The organism is Arthrobacter sp. H41 (genome assembly GCF_000520535.1).
Taxonomy (GTDB): Bacteria; Actinomycetota; Actinomycetes; order Actinomycetales; family Micrococcaceae; genus Arthrobacter_D.
Map to the genome: position 1 here is coordinate 22161 of NZ_KI914774.1, position 16611 is coordinate 38771.

The window sequence follows — 16611 nt, forward strand, 5'->3', positions numbered from 1 at the left end:
CATGGACTCCCAGCATTACTTCACCGCCAACCCCGCAGGACCCGAGGTGCGCCGCCCGCTCACCGTTATCCTTGAAGGACAGCGCCGGGAATTGGTGACAGCTTCCGGTCTGTTCAGCCCCGACGGCATCGACAAGGGTACAGCCATCCTGCTGGATGCCGTGCCGCAGCCTTCAGGCACACGGCTGCTCGATATCGGTTGCGGTTGGGGCCCGCTCGCGCTGAGCTTGGCTCTCAAGGTCCCGACGGCGGCGGTTTACGCGGTGGATGTCAATGAGCGCTGCATTGCCCTCACCCGGGACAACGCCTCGAGACTGGGGCTACCGAACGTCCACGCCAGCACGCCCGACGGCGTGGACGCCGCACTCGAATTCGACACGGTGTGGTCCAACCCGCCCATCCGGATCGGCAAGCAGGAACTCCATGCGCTCCTGCTGGCGTGGCTCCCGCGGCTCGCGCCCGGCGGTGATGCCTGGCTGGTGGTGCAGAAGAACCTCGGCGCCGATTCCCTGCAGCGATGGCTGGCGGATGCACTGCCGGAAGGCTGTGCCGTACGGCGTGCTGACACGTCGAAATCCTTCCGGGTTATCCACGTGAAGCGGGACGACGCGCGGTCCTGACGAAGCGGCAACTGATGGATGCATCGATCATCCCTGGGGTTCCCGTCGGTGCGGCCAGCGGGAATACGTTTCCGCATCAGTAGTCGACCCGCCGTCCGCCCTGATAAAGTCCGGGAACATGCATGGGCATTCGCCCATCGATAAGGGCAAACCTGGTGCGAGCCGGGGACGCAAAGCCACGGGACCCACGCGGTCAGCCGGGCTACCGAACTGCAAAGGTCTCAACCATGCCGCACACGTGCTTCTTGGAAGCGTCGGTATCTGTTGCTTACCCAGGCACTGTTGCCCCCGGGACAAGAGAGAACAATTCCTTCGCCTCCTTTCCCCGGGTCTCCCGTAGGACAGGCGCATGGGGTGCGCCCGTACGAACCGGGACGGAGGCACCGGCATGAGCACCGGAACCCCCGCCGGACATGCCGAGCAGGGATCGGCCGTCGTCATCGAAGATGACATCGATATCCGGAACATCGTTGTCGCTGTGCTTCGGCAGGCCGGTTTCGACGTCCACTCCGAAGCGACCGGACGGAACGGAGTGGAGGTGGTGCGCAGGATGACCCCGACAGTGGTGACGCTTGACGTCGGCCTACCCGACATCGACGGCTACGAGGTGCTTCGCCGTATCCGGAACATCAGCGACTGCTACGTCATCATGCTCAGTGCCCGAGCGGATGAACTGGATACCCTCACCGCACTTCAGGCCGGCGCCGACGATTACCTGATTAAGCCCTTTCGTCCACGTGAACTGAGGGCAAGGATCGATGCGATGCTGCGCCGCCCTCGACTCGAGGCAACACGTCCGCCCGCGCCGCCCGTTCCAGCCAGCGCTCCTCCGCCCACCCTCCTACCCGCCACTGCCACCGCCGCTGCCGTTGACCTGAGAAACCCTGCTGTGCTTCGGCACGGTGAGCTGGTTCTTGATCGGGAAGCCCGAACGGCGAAGCTCGCCGACGAGGAGCTGCTCCTGACGAGGAGTGAATTCGATCTGCTGCACGACCTGCTTCGGAGTAACGGAGCCGTCCGGACGCGGTCCGCATTGGTCGGGGTCGTCCGGGGCGAGGAGTACCGGGGATATTCCTACGTGAGCGACGCGGACCAGCGCGCAATCGAAGTCCACATAGGCAATCTGCGGCGGAAGCTCACCAACAGCGACCGTTCTCATGACGTCATCACAACGGTCAGGGGAATCGGCTACCGACTCATTCCCCTACCCGGACAGCAGCCGGCCCGGTAGGAGCGCAGTCCCTACAGTTCAGGGGGTATATAGGTGTGGAGGAGTTCCGAGGTGGTGTCGGACCCGCAAACCTCGACGCACCCAAGAACCCGGGCTGCGGCATCCATGTCGTTGTCCTCGATGAGCTGTTCGAACCGGGCAGCGAGATAAGCAAGCCGCACCGCTCCAACCATCGTCGAGGTGACCTTCACACTCAGGGCAGCCTCTTTCGCCCCCGCCTTGTCACGATCCTTCACGAAGCAGGCGAGGCGTCGATATTTCCCGTCCCAGGACTGCGCGAAGTCCCGGGCGAACGCATACACCACCGTCGGACTGTCGAAATCCTCCTCCAGCTCACGCAGCACTTTCCGGTCGACCAACGGCGTACCCCCGCTGCAGGCTGACGGGGATTCGGCATCGATCTGCCGGCAATCGGATCCCGCGCGGCCACCAGGGAACCCGTCGCCGGCTGAAGGGGAGGAAGTGGAGGGCACCTCCAAATGCTACGTGCATCCCGCTGAAGAAATTGTTGTTTTCGTCCAACCTGCGCAAACCTTGCGCTTTGTGCTTCGCACGATCCTGCGAAAACCCTGCCCATCCCGGGTTTCCAGCACAGGGAGGTGTGCGGTCAGTGGGAAGGAGCCTGCAATGACGCCGGAAACAGTACGCCCTCGGCCACCAGGTCGGCCGGCCCGCTCAGTTCGACGTGCTCCAGTCCGTCAACGCCCACATGGAAGACGACGCCCACTACGCCTCCCGGCACGCCCACGGCCCAGCGGGACGGCGCGGAATCCCCCGCCCAATACCGGGTTGCAGCGGCCGCCGCGCAGGCTCCCGTGCCACAGGACTGCGTTTCTCCCACACCGCGCTCATGAACGCGCATGGTGATGATGCCGACGCCGTCATCGACCAGCGGGTCATGGGGCACCACCAACTCGACGTTGGTCCCCTGGGCCGGCAGCGGTTCCACCGCCGGGGCGATGTGCAGGCCTGCGGCGGTCAACTCCCCGAGACTCGCGAGCGCGACGACGGTGTGCGGGTTTCCCATGCTGACGGACAAGGCGGGGCGTGCCACTTCAAGTCCCTGGATTTCCACCAGGGAGTCCGTGCCGCGGGCCACCGCAGTGTCCGGGTGGATGAATTCCCACGGGCCCATGTCCACCGAGTATCCGTCAGGGGAGGCCGTGACGACCTTCACGCCGCCGCGGGTGGCAATGGAGACCGTTGCTCCGCCGGCGAGCGAGACGAACCCCTTGACGGCCAGGAAATGGACGAACACCCGTACGCCGTTGCCGCACATCTCGGAGGTTGTTCCGTCGCCATTCCAGTAGTCCATGAACCACACGGCGTCGGGAGCGCTCTGCAAGAGCGCCCTACCTTCGGGAATCTGTTCCGAGCGGACCGCGCGGATCATTCCGTCCGCTCCGATTCCCCGATGTCGGTCGCACGCGGCGGTGACACTTCTGCTGTCGAGGTCGAGTCGCCCTTCAGGGTCGAGGATCAGGAGGAAGTCATTGCCTGTTCCATGCCCTTTGGTGAAGGGGACTCCGGCCAGTGGACTAGTGGAATTCTGCGGCGTGTGAACTGGCACGGTCACCCTCCTGGGTTGGCACTCGCGGAGCTGGATTGTGGGGGTCATGCGATCCACCCGGTAGAAGGTCGAGGCACTTCTCGAGCACGCGCGGATCCTCACCATCCAGCCAGCTCACACGGGGGTCTCCACGGAACCAGGTGAGTTGACGCTTGGCGAAGCGCCGAGTTGCGGCGATCGTGTCCTCGACGGCAGCTTCCTCGGGCATTGCTCCGTCGAGCACCTTCAGGAACTGAGCATAGCCCAGCGCCCGGGACGCCGTCCGTCCCTCCCTCAGCCCCTGGACGGCAAGCTGCTCCACCTCGGAACGCAGCCCGGCCGCCACCATGGTGTGGACGCGAGTCGCGAGGCGGAGCCGTAACCTGTCCCGGTCCACCTCGAGGGCCACCTGAATGGCGGGCTGGTAGTACCGGCGCTCGGGCATGAACGAGCTGAAGGGGCGTCCGGTCAGTTCGGTGACTTCGAGCGCCCGGACGAGCCGGCGGTCGTCAGCGACTCGCGCGGCCGACGCGGGGTCGACCTTCGCCAACCGCTTCCGCAACTCCGCGGCACCCCTGGCCTGAAGCTCCTCCTCAAGGCGTTTCCGTACTGCAGGGTCGGTACCCGGGAACTCGAGGCAGTCCAGGGCGGCCCTCACGTACAGCCCGGACCCTCCGGCGAGGATCGGCACCTTCCCGCGCCTCCGGATCTCATCGATGGACGCCCGTGCGGCGTCCTGATAGGCAGCAACGCTGGCCTCCTCCTGGACGGAGAGGGTGTCGAGAAGGTGGTGGGGGACGCCCCCGCGCTCCTCCATCGCAAGCTTCGCGGTACCGATGTCCATGCCGCGATAAAACTGCATCGCATCGGCATTGACGACCTCGCCGTCGAGCGCGAGCGCCAGCCGGACGGCAAGGTCCGATTTTCCGGAACCGGTGGGACCGACGACGGCGACAACCGCTCCGGCGAGGGGTGCCCCGGGTGGGGACAACCGGCGATCGGGATTCCGCCCGTCAGGATTCCGCCCCTCTGGATCCCACCTGTCAGGATTCCGATCGCCGAGATTCCAGCCGTCAAGATTCCAATCGCCAGGATTCCGCCCATCAGGATTCCGCCCGGCGTCGACCGTCGGCCGAACGGCTGGAGCGGACCGGTCTACGGGCACCAGTTGGGGCGCTGGCGGCATGCGGCTACGTGCCGGCATCAGGGAATTCCTGCCGTCAGCCGGCTGGCCCGCGGACCGGGAGGGAGGGCATTCCGAGCGAGATTCCACGCGTCCCTGCTCCATCGGCGCCGGATGAGGTCGCACCGCACGAATCCGCCTGGGCACGGTCCCACGCGTCACCGGCGCGCGATCGCCGCACGCTGTAGTCCGCGGGCGACGCCGGGTCGGCGATGAGGTGGAACGGTGCCGCCCGGGTCACGGGAACGGTGACAAGATCCCCTGGGCGCGGTGCCTGGCCACCGTCGGGCACTGAGAAATGGACGAGCCTCTGGTCCCTCGAGCGCCCCGTCAAGCGATGGGTCTCAGCACTTTTCCTCCCCCGGTGGGCGGTGACGAGGACTTCCAGCTGACGGCCGAGCTGCAGCGCGTTCTCCTCTTCGCTGATGCGGTCCTGCAGCGCCGTGAGCCGCTCGTAGCGTTCCTGCACGACGTGCTTGGGCAACTGGTCCGCGAGCTCCGCAGCGGGAGTTCCCGGGCGCTTGGAGTACTGGAAGGTGAAGGCCGTTGCGAACCGGGACTTCTCGACGACGTCGAGCGTTGCCTGGAAATCCTCCTCCGTCTCTCCGGGGAACCCCACGATGATGTCGGTGGAGATCGCCGCGTGCGGCATGCGCTCGCGCACGCGGTCGAGGATCCCGAGGAACTTCGCCGACCGGTAGGAACGCCGCATGTCCTTCAACACGCGGTCGGAACCGGACTGCAGCGGCATGTGCAGCTGCGGCATCACGTTGGGAGTCTCGGCCATTGCTTCGATCACGTCGTCCGTGAAGGCAGCGGGGTGCGGGCTGGTGAACCGGACACGCTCCAGGCCCTCGATTGCTCCACAGGATCGTAGCAGCTTGGCGAACGCACCGCGGTCGCCGAACTCCACGCCGTAGGAATTCACGTTCTGGCCGAGAAGGGTGACCTCGATGGCGCCGTCGGCCACGAGCGCCTCGATCTCGGCGAGGATGTCCCCGGGCCGGCGGTCGCGCTCCTTGCCCCGCAGTGCTGGAACAATGCAGAAGGTGCAGGTGTTGTTGCAGCCAACGGAAATCGACACCCATCCCGCGTACACCGAGTCACGCTTGGTGGGAAGCGTGGAGGGGAACACATCGAGGGACTCGAGGATCTCGAGCTGGGCCTCGTTGTTGTGGCGTGCACGCTCGAGCAGGGCCGGAAGGGACCCGATGTTGTGGGTTCCGAAGACTGCGTCCACCCACGGCGCTTTCCGCAGGATCGTGTCGCGGTCCTTCTGTGCGAGGCATCCACCCACTGCTATCTGCATGCCGGGATGGGTTTCCTTCACCGAGGCGAGCATCCCGAGGTTTCCATAAAGCTTGTTGTCGGCATTCTCACGGACCGCGCAGGTATTGAAGACGACGACGTCGGCTTGCCCGCCGGACGACGCGGCGTAACCGGCACCCTCGAGCAGCCCGGTGATGCGCTCGGAATCATGGACATTCATCTGGCAGCCGAATGTCCGGACCTCGTAGGTGCGCGGACTGCCGACCGTATTCCGCTGGACCGGTGTCGACGACGGTGCGGGCGCTGTAATACTCACGCTGTCAAGCGTACGGTGGGCCGACGGTGAGTCCACAATCGTCGTCCTCCTGCCCCGCGTCCATGATGTCCCTGATGAGGGAGAACGCAAGGCCTGGACTGTAGCCCTTGCGGGCCAGCACGCCGACCAGCCTACGCGTTTCCTTGTCGCGGACCTTCCGGTCCGCCAGGTCGATGCCGGCTCGCATCTTCCTGCGGATCAGCTGTTCTGCTGTGGCGCGCTCATCCTTGTCGCTGACCTGGGCCAGGGCTTCCTCGGCGAGCTCCGGGTGGATGCCCTTGTCAGCAAGCTCCCGCTTCAGGACCGACCGGGCCAGGGACCGTGTTTCGGCACGACTGCGCACCCACATCCCCGCGAATTCGGCATCATCGATGAGTTGAACCTCTTCGAAGCGGTCCAGCACTGCGCTGGCGACGTCATCAGGGATATTTCGCTCCGTGAGCTTCTGGGCAAGCTGGTGCCTGCTCTTGGGTGCCATGGCCAGATGTCGGAGAACAATCGACCGGCCAAGCCCGGCCGGATCTTCCGGAGGCTTGCTTCCCTCATCGGAAACAGTGGGCAAAGCTGCGTCGGGGGGGCCCGATGGCCTCCTCGGCCCGTCCTCGTAGTCCTGCTGCGGAGGGCCGCCAAAGCCGGAGTCAGGATCGGTGCCGGAATCGGAATCGGCCGAACTTCCCATGACCGGACCGTAGGGCGAGTCCTGCCCGGGCCGCGGCTTCCGGGCGCGGGCCCCCGAAGCTGCGGAACGCGCACTCCCGGCCTTGGAGCCCTTGCTCCTGCCGAAAGGTTTGCGTGACGGCTCGGATCTTCCGCTGGAACCGAACACGCCCTCCGTGGACATCTGGCTACTCCCCGCTGACGGCCTTGAGCTTCGGTGTGCCTTCAGCTTCTTCCGGCTGGACACCGATCCCGAGCTTTGTCCGGATCTTCTGCTCGAGTTCATCAGCCAGGTCCGGATTGTCGATCAGGAACTTCCGGGCGTTCTCCTTGCCTTGGCCCAGCTGATCGCCGTCGTAGGTGAACCACGCACCCGATTTCTTGACAAGCCCGTTCTCCACACCCACATCGATGAGTCCGCCCTCACGCGAGATTCCGTAGCCGTAAAGAATATCGAATTCCGCCTGCTTGAACGGCGGCGCCATCTTGTTCTTGACGATCTTGGCCCTGGTGCGGTTACCCACCGGATTGACACCCTCCTTGAGGGTTTCGATGCGGCGCACGTCGATGCGCACTGACGCATAGAACTTCAGGGCCTTGCCACCCGTGGTCGTCTCCGGGCTACCGAAGAACACACCGATCTTCTCGCGAAGCTGGTTGATGAAGATCGCGGTCGTGTTGGTCTGGCTCAACCGCCCCGCGATTTTTCGCAGGGCCTGGCTCATGAGCCTGGCCTGGAGGCCTACATGGCTATCTCCCATGTCGCCTTCAATCTCCGCGCGGGGCACCAGCGCTGCCACGGAGTCGATCACCACGAGGTCAATCGAGCCGGACCCGATCAGCATGTCCATGATTTCCAGGGCCTGCTCACCCGTATCAGGCTGGGACACCAGGAGCGCATCGGTATCCACACCCAGCCTCTTTGCGTACTCGGGATCCAGGGCGTGCTCGGCGTCGATGAACGCGGCGATACCACCATTACGCTGGACGCTGGCGACGGCGTGAAGTGCAACAGTGGTCTTACCCGATGATTCCGGCCCGTAGATCTCCACGACCCTGCCGCGGGGAAGCCCTCCTATGCCGAGGGCTGCATCCAGTGCAATGGAACTTGTGGAGATAGTTTCACGTGGGGCCCGAACCTCGTCACCAAGACGCATGATCGAGCCTTTGCCATACTGCTTGTCAATCTGGGCAAGTGCAGCCTCAAGGGCTTTCTCGCGGTCGGCTGGTGCGGCCATTATTCACCTCGGTATGTTGTGGCCCTGAGGGCCGTTTGCATGTTCGTTCCGACCCTATCGGCCGGCTCTGACAATTCAGGGAATGCCGTTCCTATGTGGACATTCCGGCGCCGCGTGCTATCTCCATCTTAGCGCCGACCGAACAAAGATTCGAATAACTTCGCGACATGTCCTGCTGGCAATCGGCTCGACATCGGCAGGGCGACCCTACTGTCGCCCTCCAGCAGGATCACCGCCTCGGCGCGACATCCCGGCCCAGGCGCCGCTCGTGCGGAACGTCCTGCGCATCACAGACAGCGATCCACACCCGACGGGGCTCGACCCCGCCGGACAATGCTGCAAGCGCGGTCCGGTCCCCCAGCTCAGCCAGGACCAGGTCCCCCGCAAGAGTGCGCGAGTATCGGCTCCCGAACTCGTCATCCATCAGCCGCCAGAAATCACTCAGCCGCATGTCCCTCTCCCTTTCCACTGCGTCATTCTGCCGACGGGCGCCACGGCCCGGAAATCAGAAATCGGAAATCCTTCGTATCGAGCAAGCGTCTCGCCTCGGTCCTGCAGGAAAATCCTGTCGGAAAGTCCCGTCGGAAGGTTCTGCTGGGCGATTCCACCGGCATGAGTCCTTCCAAAATGTCCTGCCGAAAGCCCGGTGATGATGGTCGCATGCCCCCCGGGCGGCTTCCCCCGGCCTCAGTAGCGGAATGGGGCGGCCGGAACCCTAGAATAAGCGACATGGAAGCCAAGCCCACACATACCGACTCCGATGTAGATTCCGCGATCGAGGCGCTCGAGCAACAGCTCAGCATGCTCTGGAGACGCGCCCGCTCCAACTCCTACAAGGTGGCGCGCCGCGTCCACCCGGACATGGAACCTGCTGCCTATGGGTTGCTCGTGATCCTGCAACGCGAGGGTTCCATGCGGCTGACGGACATCGCTGCGAGCATCGGCGTCGGCAAACCGTCGGTGAGCCGGCAGATCGCCATGCTCGAGCAACTCGGTCTGGTTCAGAAGGAGGCGGATCCCCTGGACGGCCGGGCCCAGGCGATCTCACTGACGCCTGCGGGCACCCATCAACTCGTCACCGCACAGACAGCGCGTAAGCAGGCTTTCCATCAGCTGATGGAGGATTGGGACGTGTCGGACCTCACCCAGCTCGGCAACCTTATCGCCCAGCTCAATTCCACCTATACAAAGGACAATTGGTAGGAGGCAACTGGTAGGAGCTTTTCGCGGCGGACAGCAGAAAGCCCGCCCTCTCGTCGAGGCGGGCCTTCTGACTCCGGAGGGACCACTAGCGGTTGGTGGTTGCCAGTCCCCTGCGGAATTCGTCGGTGAGGTCATCGGGTAGGTTGTCTTCGAACTCGCGCGAGAACTCCTGTGGAATGGTGTCCGGGATCGAGACACCCTCCGCCTCTGCGAGACGATCGCTGACTTCCCGCAGCATCAAGGACAGTGGAACGTCCAGTGCGCCGCAGATTGATGAGAGGAGTTCAGATGACGCTTCCTTTTGGCCGCGTTCCACTTCGCTCAGGTATCCGAGGGAGACCCTTGCACTGTGGGACACCTCCCGGAGCGTCCTGCCCTGGCGCTGGCGGACATCGCGAAGGACGTCCCCTATCTCATGGCGTAGAACCACCATTTTGCGCTCCTTAGGCTTGCGTTGTGCATCATCTGCCAGCCCCACATCACGCCAACGGATCACGCCGTTTACGGATACGGGTTGCTTTACCATCGGTATGCCTTGCTCCCTCATAAGTGCGGCCCCGCCCGGGGACGGATGCCGCGAAGATAATGACCGGCCCGAGTTTCTTGAGCCTTAGTCGTCAACCCTATCAACGGCCGACACTATTCATAACTAACCTGGGGGATCTTTTGTTCCCATGGACAACCCGCCCATCAGCAGTTCCAGGGCAGCGCTGCAGGATTGCTCCCGAATCTGCCCACGGTCCCCATCGAACAGGAATTCCGCAACCCGGGTGCCGGAGGCGGAGGCCACTGCAACGAAAACTGTTCCCACGGATTTGCCGTCGTGCGGCTCCGGTCCTGCAACACCGGTCGTCGAGACGGCGAGATCAGCGTGCATCAGAATCCGGGCTCCCTCGGCCATCTGGCGTGCCACGGCCGCGTCCACCGACCCGGCTTCGGCCAGAAGTGCCGGCTCGACGCCGAGCGCCTGCACCTTAATGTCGTTCGAGTACGCAATTACCCCACCCTTCAGCATTCCGGAGGCGCCCGGCACATCGGCAAGGGAAGCTGCCACCTGTCCGGCCGTCAATGATTCAGCTGTTGCCACGGTCAGCCCTGCCGCCAAGGCCCGTCCGACGACGTCGGCGGAATTCATGACGGAGAGGAAGGAGACGACTTCGCGGCGGAGCGCAGCCGAACGGCCTGGAGGACGTAATCGATGCCCGTGACGACTGTGACTGCTAGTGCCGCGCCCATGACGGCCGCTGCCGGCCACCAGGCCCAGCTCCCCAGGAGGGACTGGAGCGGCACGAGGAACAGAAGGATGGCGACGGTCTGGATCACCGTCTTCAGCTTTCCGCCCCGCGAAGCCGGCATCACTCCGTAGCGGATCACCGCAAACCTCAGGAGGGTGATGCCCAGCTCCCTGCCGAGGATCACCAGGGTGACCCACCACCACAGCTCACCGAGGATCGACAGGATGATCAGTGCCGACCCAATGAGGAGCTTGTCCGCGATGGGGTCCGCGATTTTTCCGAAATCGGTGATCAATCCGCGGCTACGGGCGAGGTCGCCGTCGAGCTTGTCCGTATAGATGGCGACGGAGAACGTCGCGACCGCCAGCCAGCGGAAGAGCCCGCCCTCGCTGCCGTCGGCCAACAGGAACCACACGAAGAAGGGAACCAGCAGGATCCGCACAACGGTGAGGACGTTCGCGATGTTCAGAACCGGGACCGCCGGGGCTGGAGTGTTCGTCACACGACAAGGCTACCTGCCGGTGAGGTTCCAGGCGTCCTCGCCTCCGTCGTCGTCGCTCTCGGAGCCTCCGTCGGAGTAGTCGATTGCCTGGGTGCGTGCGGCGAGGTCGTCGGCCACCAGGTCCACCGGAGCCGACGGGCGCTGGGCGGCAGGAAGGGCCGGTCCTTCATCGGGTTCGTCGCCGCGCATAGCGGCGAGGACCGGTGCGAGGTCGTCCGGCTTGACGAGCACGTCGCGTGCTTTCGACCCTTCGGACGGCCCCACCACTCCCCGCGACTCGAGGAGGTCCATGAGGCGGCCGGCCTTCGCGAACCCGACGCGGAGCTTGCGCTGCAGCATCGACGTCGAGCCGAACTGGGTGGTGACCACGAGTTCGGTGGCCTGCAGCAGGACGTCGAGGTCGTCCCCGATATCGTCCTCGACCTGCTTCTTCGGCGCCTCAACCGCCACGTCCTGGCGGTAGACGGCCGACAGCTGACCCTTGACGTGCTCCACCACGCGGTGGATCTCCGATTCGGTGACCCATGCGCCCTGGACGCGCATGGGCTTGGAGGCGCCCATGGGCAGGAACAGGGCGTCGCCCTGTCCGATGAGTTTCTCGGCGCCGGGCTGGTCGAGGACTACGCGGGAGTCGGTGACCGACGACGTCGCGAACGCCATGCGCGAGGGCACGTTCGCCTTGATGAGGCCGGTGACGACATCCACCGACGGACGCTGGGTGGCGAGGACCAGGTGGATGCCGGCGGCCCGGGCGAGCTGGGTGATGCGGACGATCGAATCCTCGACGTCGCGCGGTGCCACCATCATGAGGTCGGCGAGCTCGTCGACGATCACGAGGAGGTAGGGGTAGGGCCGCACCACGCGTTTGGAGCCCTCGGGCGGGACGACCTTGCCGTTCCGGACGGCCTTGTTGAAGTCGTCGATGTGCTTATAGCCGTAGTTCGCGAGGTCGTCGTAGCGCGTGTCCATCTCGCGGACCACCCACTGCAGGGCCTCGGCGGCTTTTTTGGGGCTGGTGATGATCGGAGTGATGAGATGCGGCACGCCCTCATAGGCGGTGAGCTCGACGCGCTTGGGATCGACCATGACCATGCGGACCTCGTCGGGCGTCGACCGCATGAGGATCGAGGTGATCATCGAGTTCACGAAGGACGACTTCCCGGCCCCGGTCGCACCGGCGACCAGCAGGTGCGGCATTTTCGCGAGGTTCGCCACCACGAAACCACCCTCGACGTCCTTGCCCACGCCCATGACCATCGGATGGTCGGTCTTGCGGGCGTTGCCTGAGCGGAGGACGTCTCCCAGCGACACGGTCTCGCGGTCCGTGTTCGGGATCTCGATGCCGATCGCGGACTTGCCGGGGATGGGCGACAGGATGCGCACGTCCGAGCTGGCGACGGCGTAGGAGATGTTCTTCGACAGCGCCGTGACCCGCTCCACCTTGGTGCCGGGCGCGAGCTCGATCTCGTACCGCGTCACTGTCGGTCCGCGGGAGAAGCCGGTGACCTTCGCGTCGACGTTGAACTGGTCCATGGTGTGGGTCAGCGCCGCGACGACGGCGTCGTTGGCTTCCGAGCGCTCCTTCGGCGGGGTGCCCGCAGGGAGGTAGTCCGACGGCGGCAGGGTGTAGGTGACGTCCCCGGCGAGCTGGAGCTGTTCGGTCCGCTGGGGAATCGGGGTGGGGGGGACCTGGGGCTGGACCGGCGTGGAGGGGACGATCAGCGCTTTCGCCGCGGGCACGACGTCGATGGCCTCGGTGGCGCCCTCGGGGATGCGCTCCGGCGTCGAGGGTGTCGAGGGCGTCGACGGCACCGGGTCGGGACGGGCAGCGGTCGATCCGATGCCCTGAGCCTTCTTGATCTTCTCGGCCGCGAGCTCCTGCTGCGTGGGCCGGCGGACGCCGGCCGGCACCTGCGCTTCGGCTTCGCGTGCCTTCCGCTCCTCGTCCTCGATCACGGCGCGTTCGAAGGCTTCATCACCCACATAACCGTCGTCGTCGCCGTCGTAGAATTGTTCGTCCCGGTCCTTGCCGAAGAGGCGTTTCCTCCTCTTCGGTGCGGGCTTCGCCGTGGACCCGTGTGCCTCGTAGAGGTAGCTCTGATCATGATCGCCGCCGCTACCGCCGTCGGCGGAGGCAGAGTCGGAGTCGCCGTCGATCAGGTCCTGTCCCATCAGGTGCTCATAGAGCGCCCTCAGGCGCCGCGGGATGTGCCGCAGGGGTGTTGCCGTGACGATGAGGATCCCCAGGAAGACGGCGAGGCCGAGCAGGAGACCCACCGGCCATGGGGTGAGCAGTTCGGTCAGCGGCCCGGCGGTGAGGAACCCCACCACTCCCCCGGCGCGCCAGAGTGGATCGAACCCTTCGGAGAGGCCCGGCCTGCCACCCACCAGGTGCGCAATTCCCGAACCGGCGACCAGGATGACCAGCTGTCCGATGGCGATGCGGTTGTTGGCGCGGTGCTGTTCCGGATAGCGGAACAGCCGGACGGCGCCGATCAGCAGCATAAAGGGAACCAGCAGCGCCATCCATCCGAAGGTACCGCCCGCCACCGCGTGGACGCCGCGCGCGAGCGGTCCGGTCAGGGCCCACCATTCGACCGCCGCTACGACCATCGCCAGCAGCAGGAGGAAGAATCCGGTTCCGTCCCGGCGCGTGTCGCGTTCCGGATCGACGTCGTGCCCGAACTTGCGCACGCCGGAACCTGCGAGGCGGGCGAGGCCCATCCACGCCCCGTGCACCGCACGGACCGGCAGTGAAGGCTTTTCCTCGGGGTGCTCGGGAACGACGGCGGACTTCCGCGCAGCGTTTCCCGCGGTGTTCTGCTGGGGGCTCCGGCTGGTGCTCTGCCTGGTCTTGGAGGTGCTTTTGGCAGGTACGGGGCGCGCAGCAGCAGGAGTCTTCTTGCGCGACTGCTGGGGCCCCCGGGGGGCAGGGGAAGTACGGGTGGCCATACCCTCAACGGTACCGGATGCAACTCCCGCTTCCCGGGACCTGCGCGGCCGCTCCCGGAATCTGCGCGCGGGCCCGGAACAACCTGCAGGAATGTTCCAGGGAAGCTACGCCTCGAGGACCACCGGAATGATCATGGGGCGGCGGCGGTACCTGCGGTTGACCCAGGTACCGATGATGCGGCGCACCACCTGCTGCAACTGGTAGGTGGTGTGGTCCCGATTGTTCCGAACAGCATCCTCGAGGGCTTTGCTGAGCTGCGGTGTGATCTCGTCGAAGACCGAATCGTCCTCGGCGAATCCCCGCGCATGGATATCGGGGCCCGAGACGATCGTTCCGGTGGTCCGGTTCACCACGGTGATGATGGAGATGAAGCCCTCCTCGCCGAGGATGCGGCGGTCCTTCAAATCGGCATCGGTGATTTCACCGATGCTCGCACCGTCCACGTAGATGTAGCCGCACTCGACGGCGCCGACGATCCGCGCAGTGCCGCCCACCAGGTCCACCACCGAGCCGTCGTCGGTGAGCAGGACGTTCCCTGCCGGCACCCCGGTCTGCTCGGCAAGCCTGCCGTTCGCGATGAGATGCCGGGTTTCACCGTGAACCGGCATCACGTTGCGCGGCCGCAGGATGTTGTAGCAGTACAGCAGCTCCCCCGCCGCTGCATGACCCGAGACGTGTACTTTCGCGTTGCCCTTGTGGACGACGTCGGCGCCCAGCTTGAGCAGGCCGTTGATGACCCGGAAGACGGCGTTCTCGTTTCCCGGGATGAGCGACGACGCCAGGATCACGGTGTCGCCCTTGCCGACGGTGATCCGGTGGTCGCCGTTGGCCATGCGGGAGAGGGCCGCCATCGGTTCCCCCTGGGAGCCCGTGGACATCAGGACCACGCGATCATCCGGCAGGTCGTCCACGTTCTTGATATCGACCAGGATGCCCTCGGGCACCCGGAGATAGCCGAGCGACGCTGCGATGCCCATGTTGCGCACCATCGACCTGCCCGCGAAACAGACGAAGCGGCCGTGGGTCTCGGCGGCATCGAGCACCTGCTGGACGCGGTGGACATGGGAGGAGAAGGAGGCGACGATGATGCGCTTCTTGACCTGTGAGAAAAGGTTCTCGAGGACCGGGCCGATTTCACGCTCGGCGGTGGTGAAGCCGGGAACATCGGCGTTGGTGGAGTCGACCATCAGCAGGTCGACGCCCTCCTCGCCGAGCCGCGCGAAGGCCCGGAGATCGGTGATCCTGCCGTCGAGCGGCAACTGGTCCATCTTGAAGTCGCCGGTGTGCAGCACGTTGCCGGCGGTGGTGCGGAGGAAGACGGCGAGGGCGTCGGGGATCGAGTGGTTGACGGCCACGAACTCGCATTCGAACGGCCCGAGCTGCTCGATCTGCCCCTCGGACACCGTCAGCGTGTACGGCCGGATACGGTGTTCCTGCAGCTTCGCCTCGACCAGGGCGAGGGTCAGCTGGGATCCGACGAGCGGGATGTCGGCCTTGAGCCGGAGGAGGTAGGGGACGGCGCCGATGTGGTCCTCGTGGCCATGGGTCAGCACGAGCCCGACGACGTCGTCGAGCCGGTCCTCCAGGTAGGAGAAGTCAGGCAGGATCAGGTCCACGCCGGGCTGGTTCTCCTCCGGGAACAGGACCCCGCAGTCGATGATCAGGAGCTTGGTGTCGATCTCGAACACGGCCATGTTCCGGCCGATCTCCCCGAGCCCGCCCAGGGGCACGATCCGCAGCGTGCCCGGCTCCAGCGCTGGCGGCCGGGCGAGCACCGACCGTTCCGCGGGCGGCGTGCGTCCCGCTGCGGTCACGCTTTCGACCGCGCAGCGGGCATCCCGGCCGTGGTCCGCTCGAGATCCCAGCCCGCCTCGGCGAGATCTGCGAACACCTCTTCCATCTCGACGGCGGTCGGCTCCACGAGCGGAAGCCGAACGACGGCGTTCGACAGCACGCCCTGCAGCTTCAGAAGCTGCTTCGCGGACACCGCTCCCGGGATATGCGTCATCACGGCCCGCACCACGGGATCGAGTTCGAAGTGGATCCGGCGGGCCTCCGCGTAGTTGCCCGCGGCGGCAGCGTCCACCAGTGCGCGGAAGGCAGCCGTGGCGACGTGTGGCGACGTGCGCGCTGACACTGACCACTCCCACAGCCCCCGCCGCCATCCACGGCAGCGTCAGTCCGTCGTCGCCGGAGTAGACGTCGAGGCTGGTGTTGGCCAGCACGCGGGTGACCGCTGCGTAATCGGCCTTGGCGTCCTTGAGGGCTTGGATGGACGGATGATCGGCGAGCCGGATCATCGTCTCGGTGGTGATGGGGATGCCGGACCGGCCGGGGATGTCGTAGATCATGATGGGCAGGTCGCTCGCTGCTGCGACGGCATGGAAGTGTGCCAGCACGCCGGCCTGGGTGGGCTTGTTGTAATAGGGCGTGACCACCAGCTGGGCGTCGGCGCCGGCCCGGGCGGCGCGCTGCGCCATCTCCACCGAGTGCGAGGTGTGGTTGGTGCCGGTGCCGGCAATGACCTTGGCGCGGCCGCCCACGGCCCCCGCCACCACGCGGAACAGCTCTTCCTTCTCGGAGTCCTCGAGCGTGGAGGTCTCGCCGGTGGTGCCGGACACCACGAGGCCGTCGCAACCGTCGTCCACCAGCCGGG

General features: G+C 65.6%; 15 protein-coding genes, 1 pseudogene and 1 riboswitch. Of the genes and pseudogenes, 3 read left to right on the forward strand and 13 right to left on the reverse strand.

Annotated elements, in window-relative coordinates:
• The first annotated feature begins 1 nt into the window (after window position 1).
• Entirely contained in the window at window positions 2–619 is a 618-nt protein-coding gene (locus Y705_RS0104435) for a class I SAM-dependent methyltransferase (protein ID WP_026531973.1), read from the forward strand.
• A 135-nt stretch (window positions 620–754) separates the two neighbouring features.
• Window positions 755–829: riboswitch (cyclic di-GMP riboswitch) on the forward strand.
• Window positions 830–1007: 178 nt separating this feature from the next.
• Window positions 1008–1850, forward strand: a complete 843-nt coding sequence (locus tag Y705_RS0104440; protein WP_049822270.1) for a response regulator transcription factor — start codon at window positions 1008–1010, stop codon at window positions 1848–1850.
• An 11-nt stretch (window positions 1851–1861) separates the two neighbouring features.
• Here the strand turns inward: Y705_RS0104440 and Y705_RS17395 are convergent, their stop codons facing one another.
• The 7 genes from Y705_RS17395 to Y705_RS0104475 form a co-directional block, all read right to left on the reverse strand.
• Window positions 1862–2194, reverse strand: a complete 333-nt coding sequence (locus Y705_RS17395; protein WP_049822271.1) for a hypothetical protein — start codon at window positions 2192–2194, stop codon at window positions 1862–1864.
• Window positions 2195–2457: 263 nt separating this feature from the next.
• Window positions 2458–3468: a diaminopimelate epimerase gene (dapF, locus tag Y705_RS0104450; RefSeq protein ID WP_081737780.1), complete on the reverse strand. Its 1011-nt coding sequence runs from the start codon at window positions 3466–3468 to the stop codon at window positions 2458–2460.
• Window positions 3389–4390, reverse strand: a complete 1002-nt coding sequence (miaA, locus tag Y705_RS17400; RefSeq protein ID WP_155849919.1) for a tRNA (adenosine(37)-N6)-dimethylallyltransferase MiaA — start codon at window positions 4388–4390, stop codon at window positions 3389–3391. Before miaA ends, dapF begins: the two co-directional genes overlap by 80 nt.
• A 229-nt stretch (window positions 4391–4619) precedes the next feature.
• Window positions 4620–6167, reverse strand: coding sequence for a tRNA (N6-isopentenyl adenosine(37)-C2)-methylthiotransferase MiaB (gene miaB / locus Y705_RS0104460; protein ID WP_026531976.1), 1548 nt, complete (start codon window positions 6165–6167; stop codon window positions 4620–4622).
• Between the two features lie 4 nt (window positions 6168–6171).
• Entirely contained in the window at window positions 6172–6729 is a 558-nt protein-coding gene (locus tag Y705_RS17405; protein ID WP_049822275.1) for a regulatory protein RecX, read from the reverse strand.
• 283 nt (window positions 6730–7012) lie between these two features.
• Window positions 7013–8062 (reverse strand): recombinase RecA, encoded by a 1050-nt coding sequence (recA, locus tag Y705_RS0104470; RefSeq protein WP_026531977.1) that lies wholly within the window; start codon window positions 8060–8062, stop codon window positions 7013–7015.
• A 229-nt stretch (window positions 8063–8291) separates the two neighbouring features.
• Window positions 8292–8513, reverse strand: a complete 222-nt coding sequence (locus Y705_RS0104475; protein WP_026531978.1) for a DUF3046 domain-containing protein — start codon at window positions 8511–8513, stop codon at window positions 8292–8294.
• Between the two features lie 278 nt (window positions 8514–8791).
• Here Y705_RS0104475 and Y705_RS0104480 point away from each other — a divergent pair, with 278 nt between their 5' ends.
• On the forward strand, window positions 8792–9265 hold the full coding sequence (locus Y705_RS0104480) for a MarR family winged helix-turn-helix transcriptional regulator (protein WP_026531979.1): 474 nt from the start codon (window positions 8792–8794) through the stop codon (window positions 9263–9265).
• A gap of 85 nt (window positions 9266–9350) precedes the next feature.
• On the opposite strand, the gene Y705_RS0104485 is transcribed toward Y705_RS0104480, so the two are convergent.
• The 6 genes and pseudogenes from Y705_RS0104485 to Y705_RS23550 form a co-directional block, all read right to left on the reverse strand.
• Entirely contained in the window at window positions 9351–9791 is a 441-nt protein-coding gene (locus tag Y705_RS0104485; protein ID WP_026531980.1) for a helix-turn-helix domain-containing protein, read from the reverse strand.
• 123 nt (window positions 9792–9914) lie between these two features.
• Window positions 9915–10400: a CinA family protein gene (locus tag Y705_RS0104490; RefSeq protein ID WP_026531981.1), complete on the reverse strand. Its 486-nt coding sequence runs from the start codon at window positions 10398–10400 to the stop codon at window positions 9915–9917.
• A complete protein-coding gene (gene pgsA / locus Y705_RS0104495; RefSeq protein ID WP_026531982.1) occupies window positions 10397–11002 on the reverse strand; it encodes a CDP-diacylglycerol--glycerol-3-phosphate 3-phosphatidyltransferase in 606 nt (201 codons plus the stop codon). The genes Y705_RS0104490 and pgsA overlap by 4 nt, the downstream gene beginning before the upstream one ends.
• A gap of 9 nt (window positions 11003–11011) precedes the next feature.
• On the reverse strand, window positions 11012–13954 hold the full coding sequence (locus Y705_RS0104500; RefSeq protein ID WP_026531983.1) for an FtsK/SpoIIIE family DNA translocase: 2943 nt from the start codon (window positions 13952–13954) through the stop codon (window positions 11012–11014).
• A 105-nt stretch (window positions 13955–14059) separates the two neighbouring features.
• Entirely contained in the window at window positions 14060–15649 is a 1590-nt protein-coding gene (locus Y705_RS0104505; RefSeq protein WP_253908481.1) for a ribonuclease J, read from the reverse strand.
• A gap of 474 nt (window positions 15650–16123) precedes the next feature.
• Window positions 16124–16603, reverse strand: a pseudogene (locus Y705_RS23550) (dihydrodipicolinate synthase family protein); the annotation flags it as partial.
• Between the last annotated feature and the right edge of the window lie 8 nt (window positions 16604–16611).

Coding starts and splice junctions, on each gene's coding strand:
- recA (WP_026531977.1), bottom strand. CDS start 8,062: ATGGCCGCACCAGCCGACCGCGAGAAAGCCCTTGAGGCTGCACTTGCC.
- Y705_RS0104435 (WP_026531973.1), top strand. CDS start 2: ATGGACTCCCAGCATTACTTCACCGCCAACCCCGCAGGACCCGAGGTG.
- Y705_RS0104500 (WP_026531983.1), bottom strand. CDS start 13,954: ATGGCCACCCGTACTTCCCCTGCCCCCCGGGGGCCCCAGCAGTCGCGC.
- Y705_RS0104505 (WP_253908481.1), bottom strand. CDS start 15,649: ATGGCCGTGTTCGAGATCGACACCAAGCTCCTGATCATCGACTGCGGG.
- Y705_RS0104485 (WP_026531980.1), bottom strand. CDS start 9,791: ATGGTAAAGCAACCCGTATCCGTAAACGGCGTGATCCGTTGGCGTGAT.
- dapF (WP_081737780.1), bottom strand. CDS start 3,468: ATGACCCCCACAATCCAGCTCCGCGAGTGCCAACCCAGGAGGGTGACC.
- Y705_RS0104490 (WP_026531981.1), bottom strand. CDS start 10,400: ATGAATTCCGCCGACGTCGTCGGACGGGCCTTGGCGGCAGGGCTGACC.
- Y705_RS0104480 (WP_026531979.1), top strand. CDS start 8,792: ATGGAAGCCAAGCCCACACATACCGACTCCGATGTAGATTCCGCGATC.
- Y705_RS0104440 (WP_049822270.1), top strand. CDS start 1,008: ATGAGCACCGGAACCCCCGCCGGACATGCCGAGCAGGGATCGGCCGTC.
- Y705_RS0104475 (WP_026531978.1), bottom strand. CDS start 8,513: ATGCGGCTGAGTGATTTCTGGCGGCTGATGGATGACGAGTTCGGGAGC.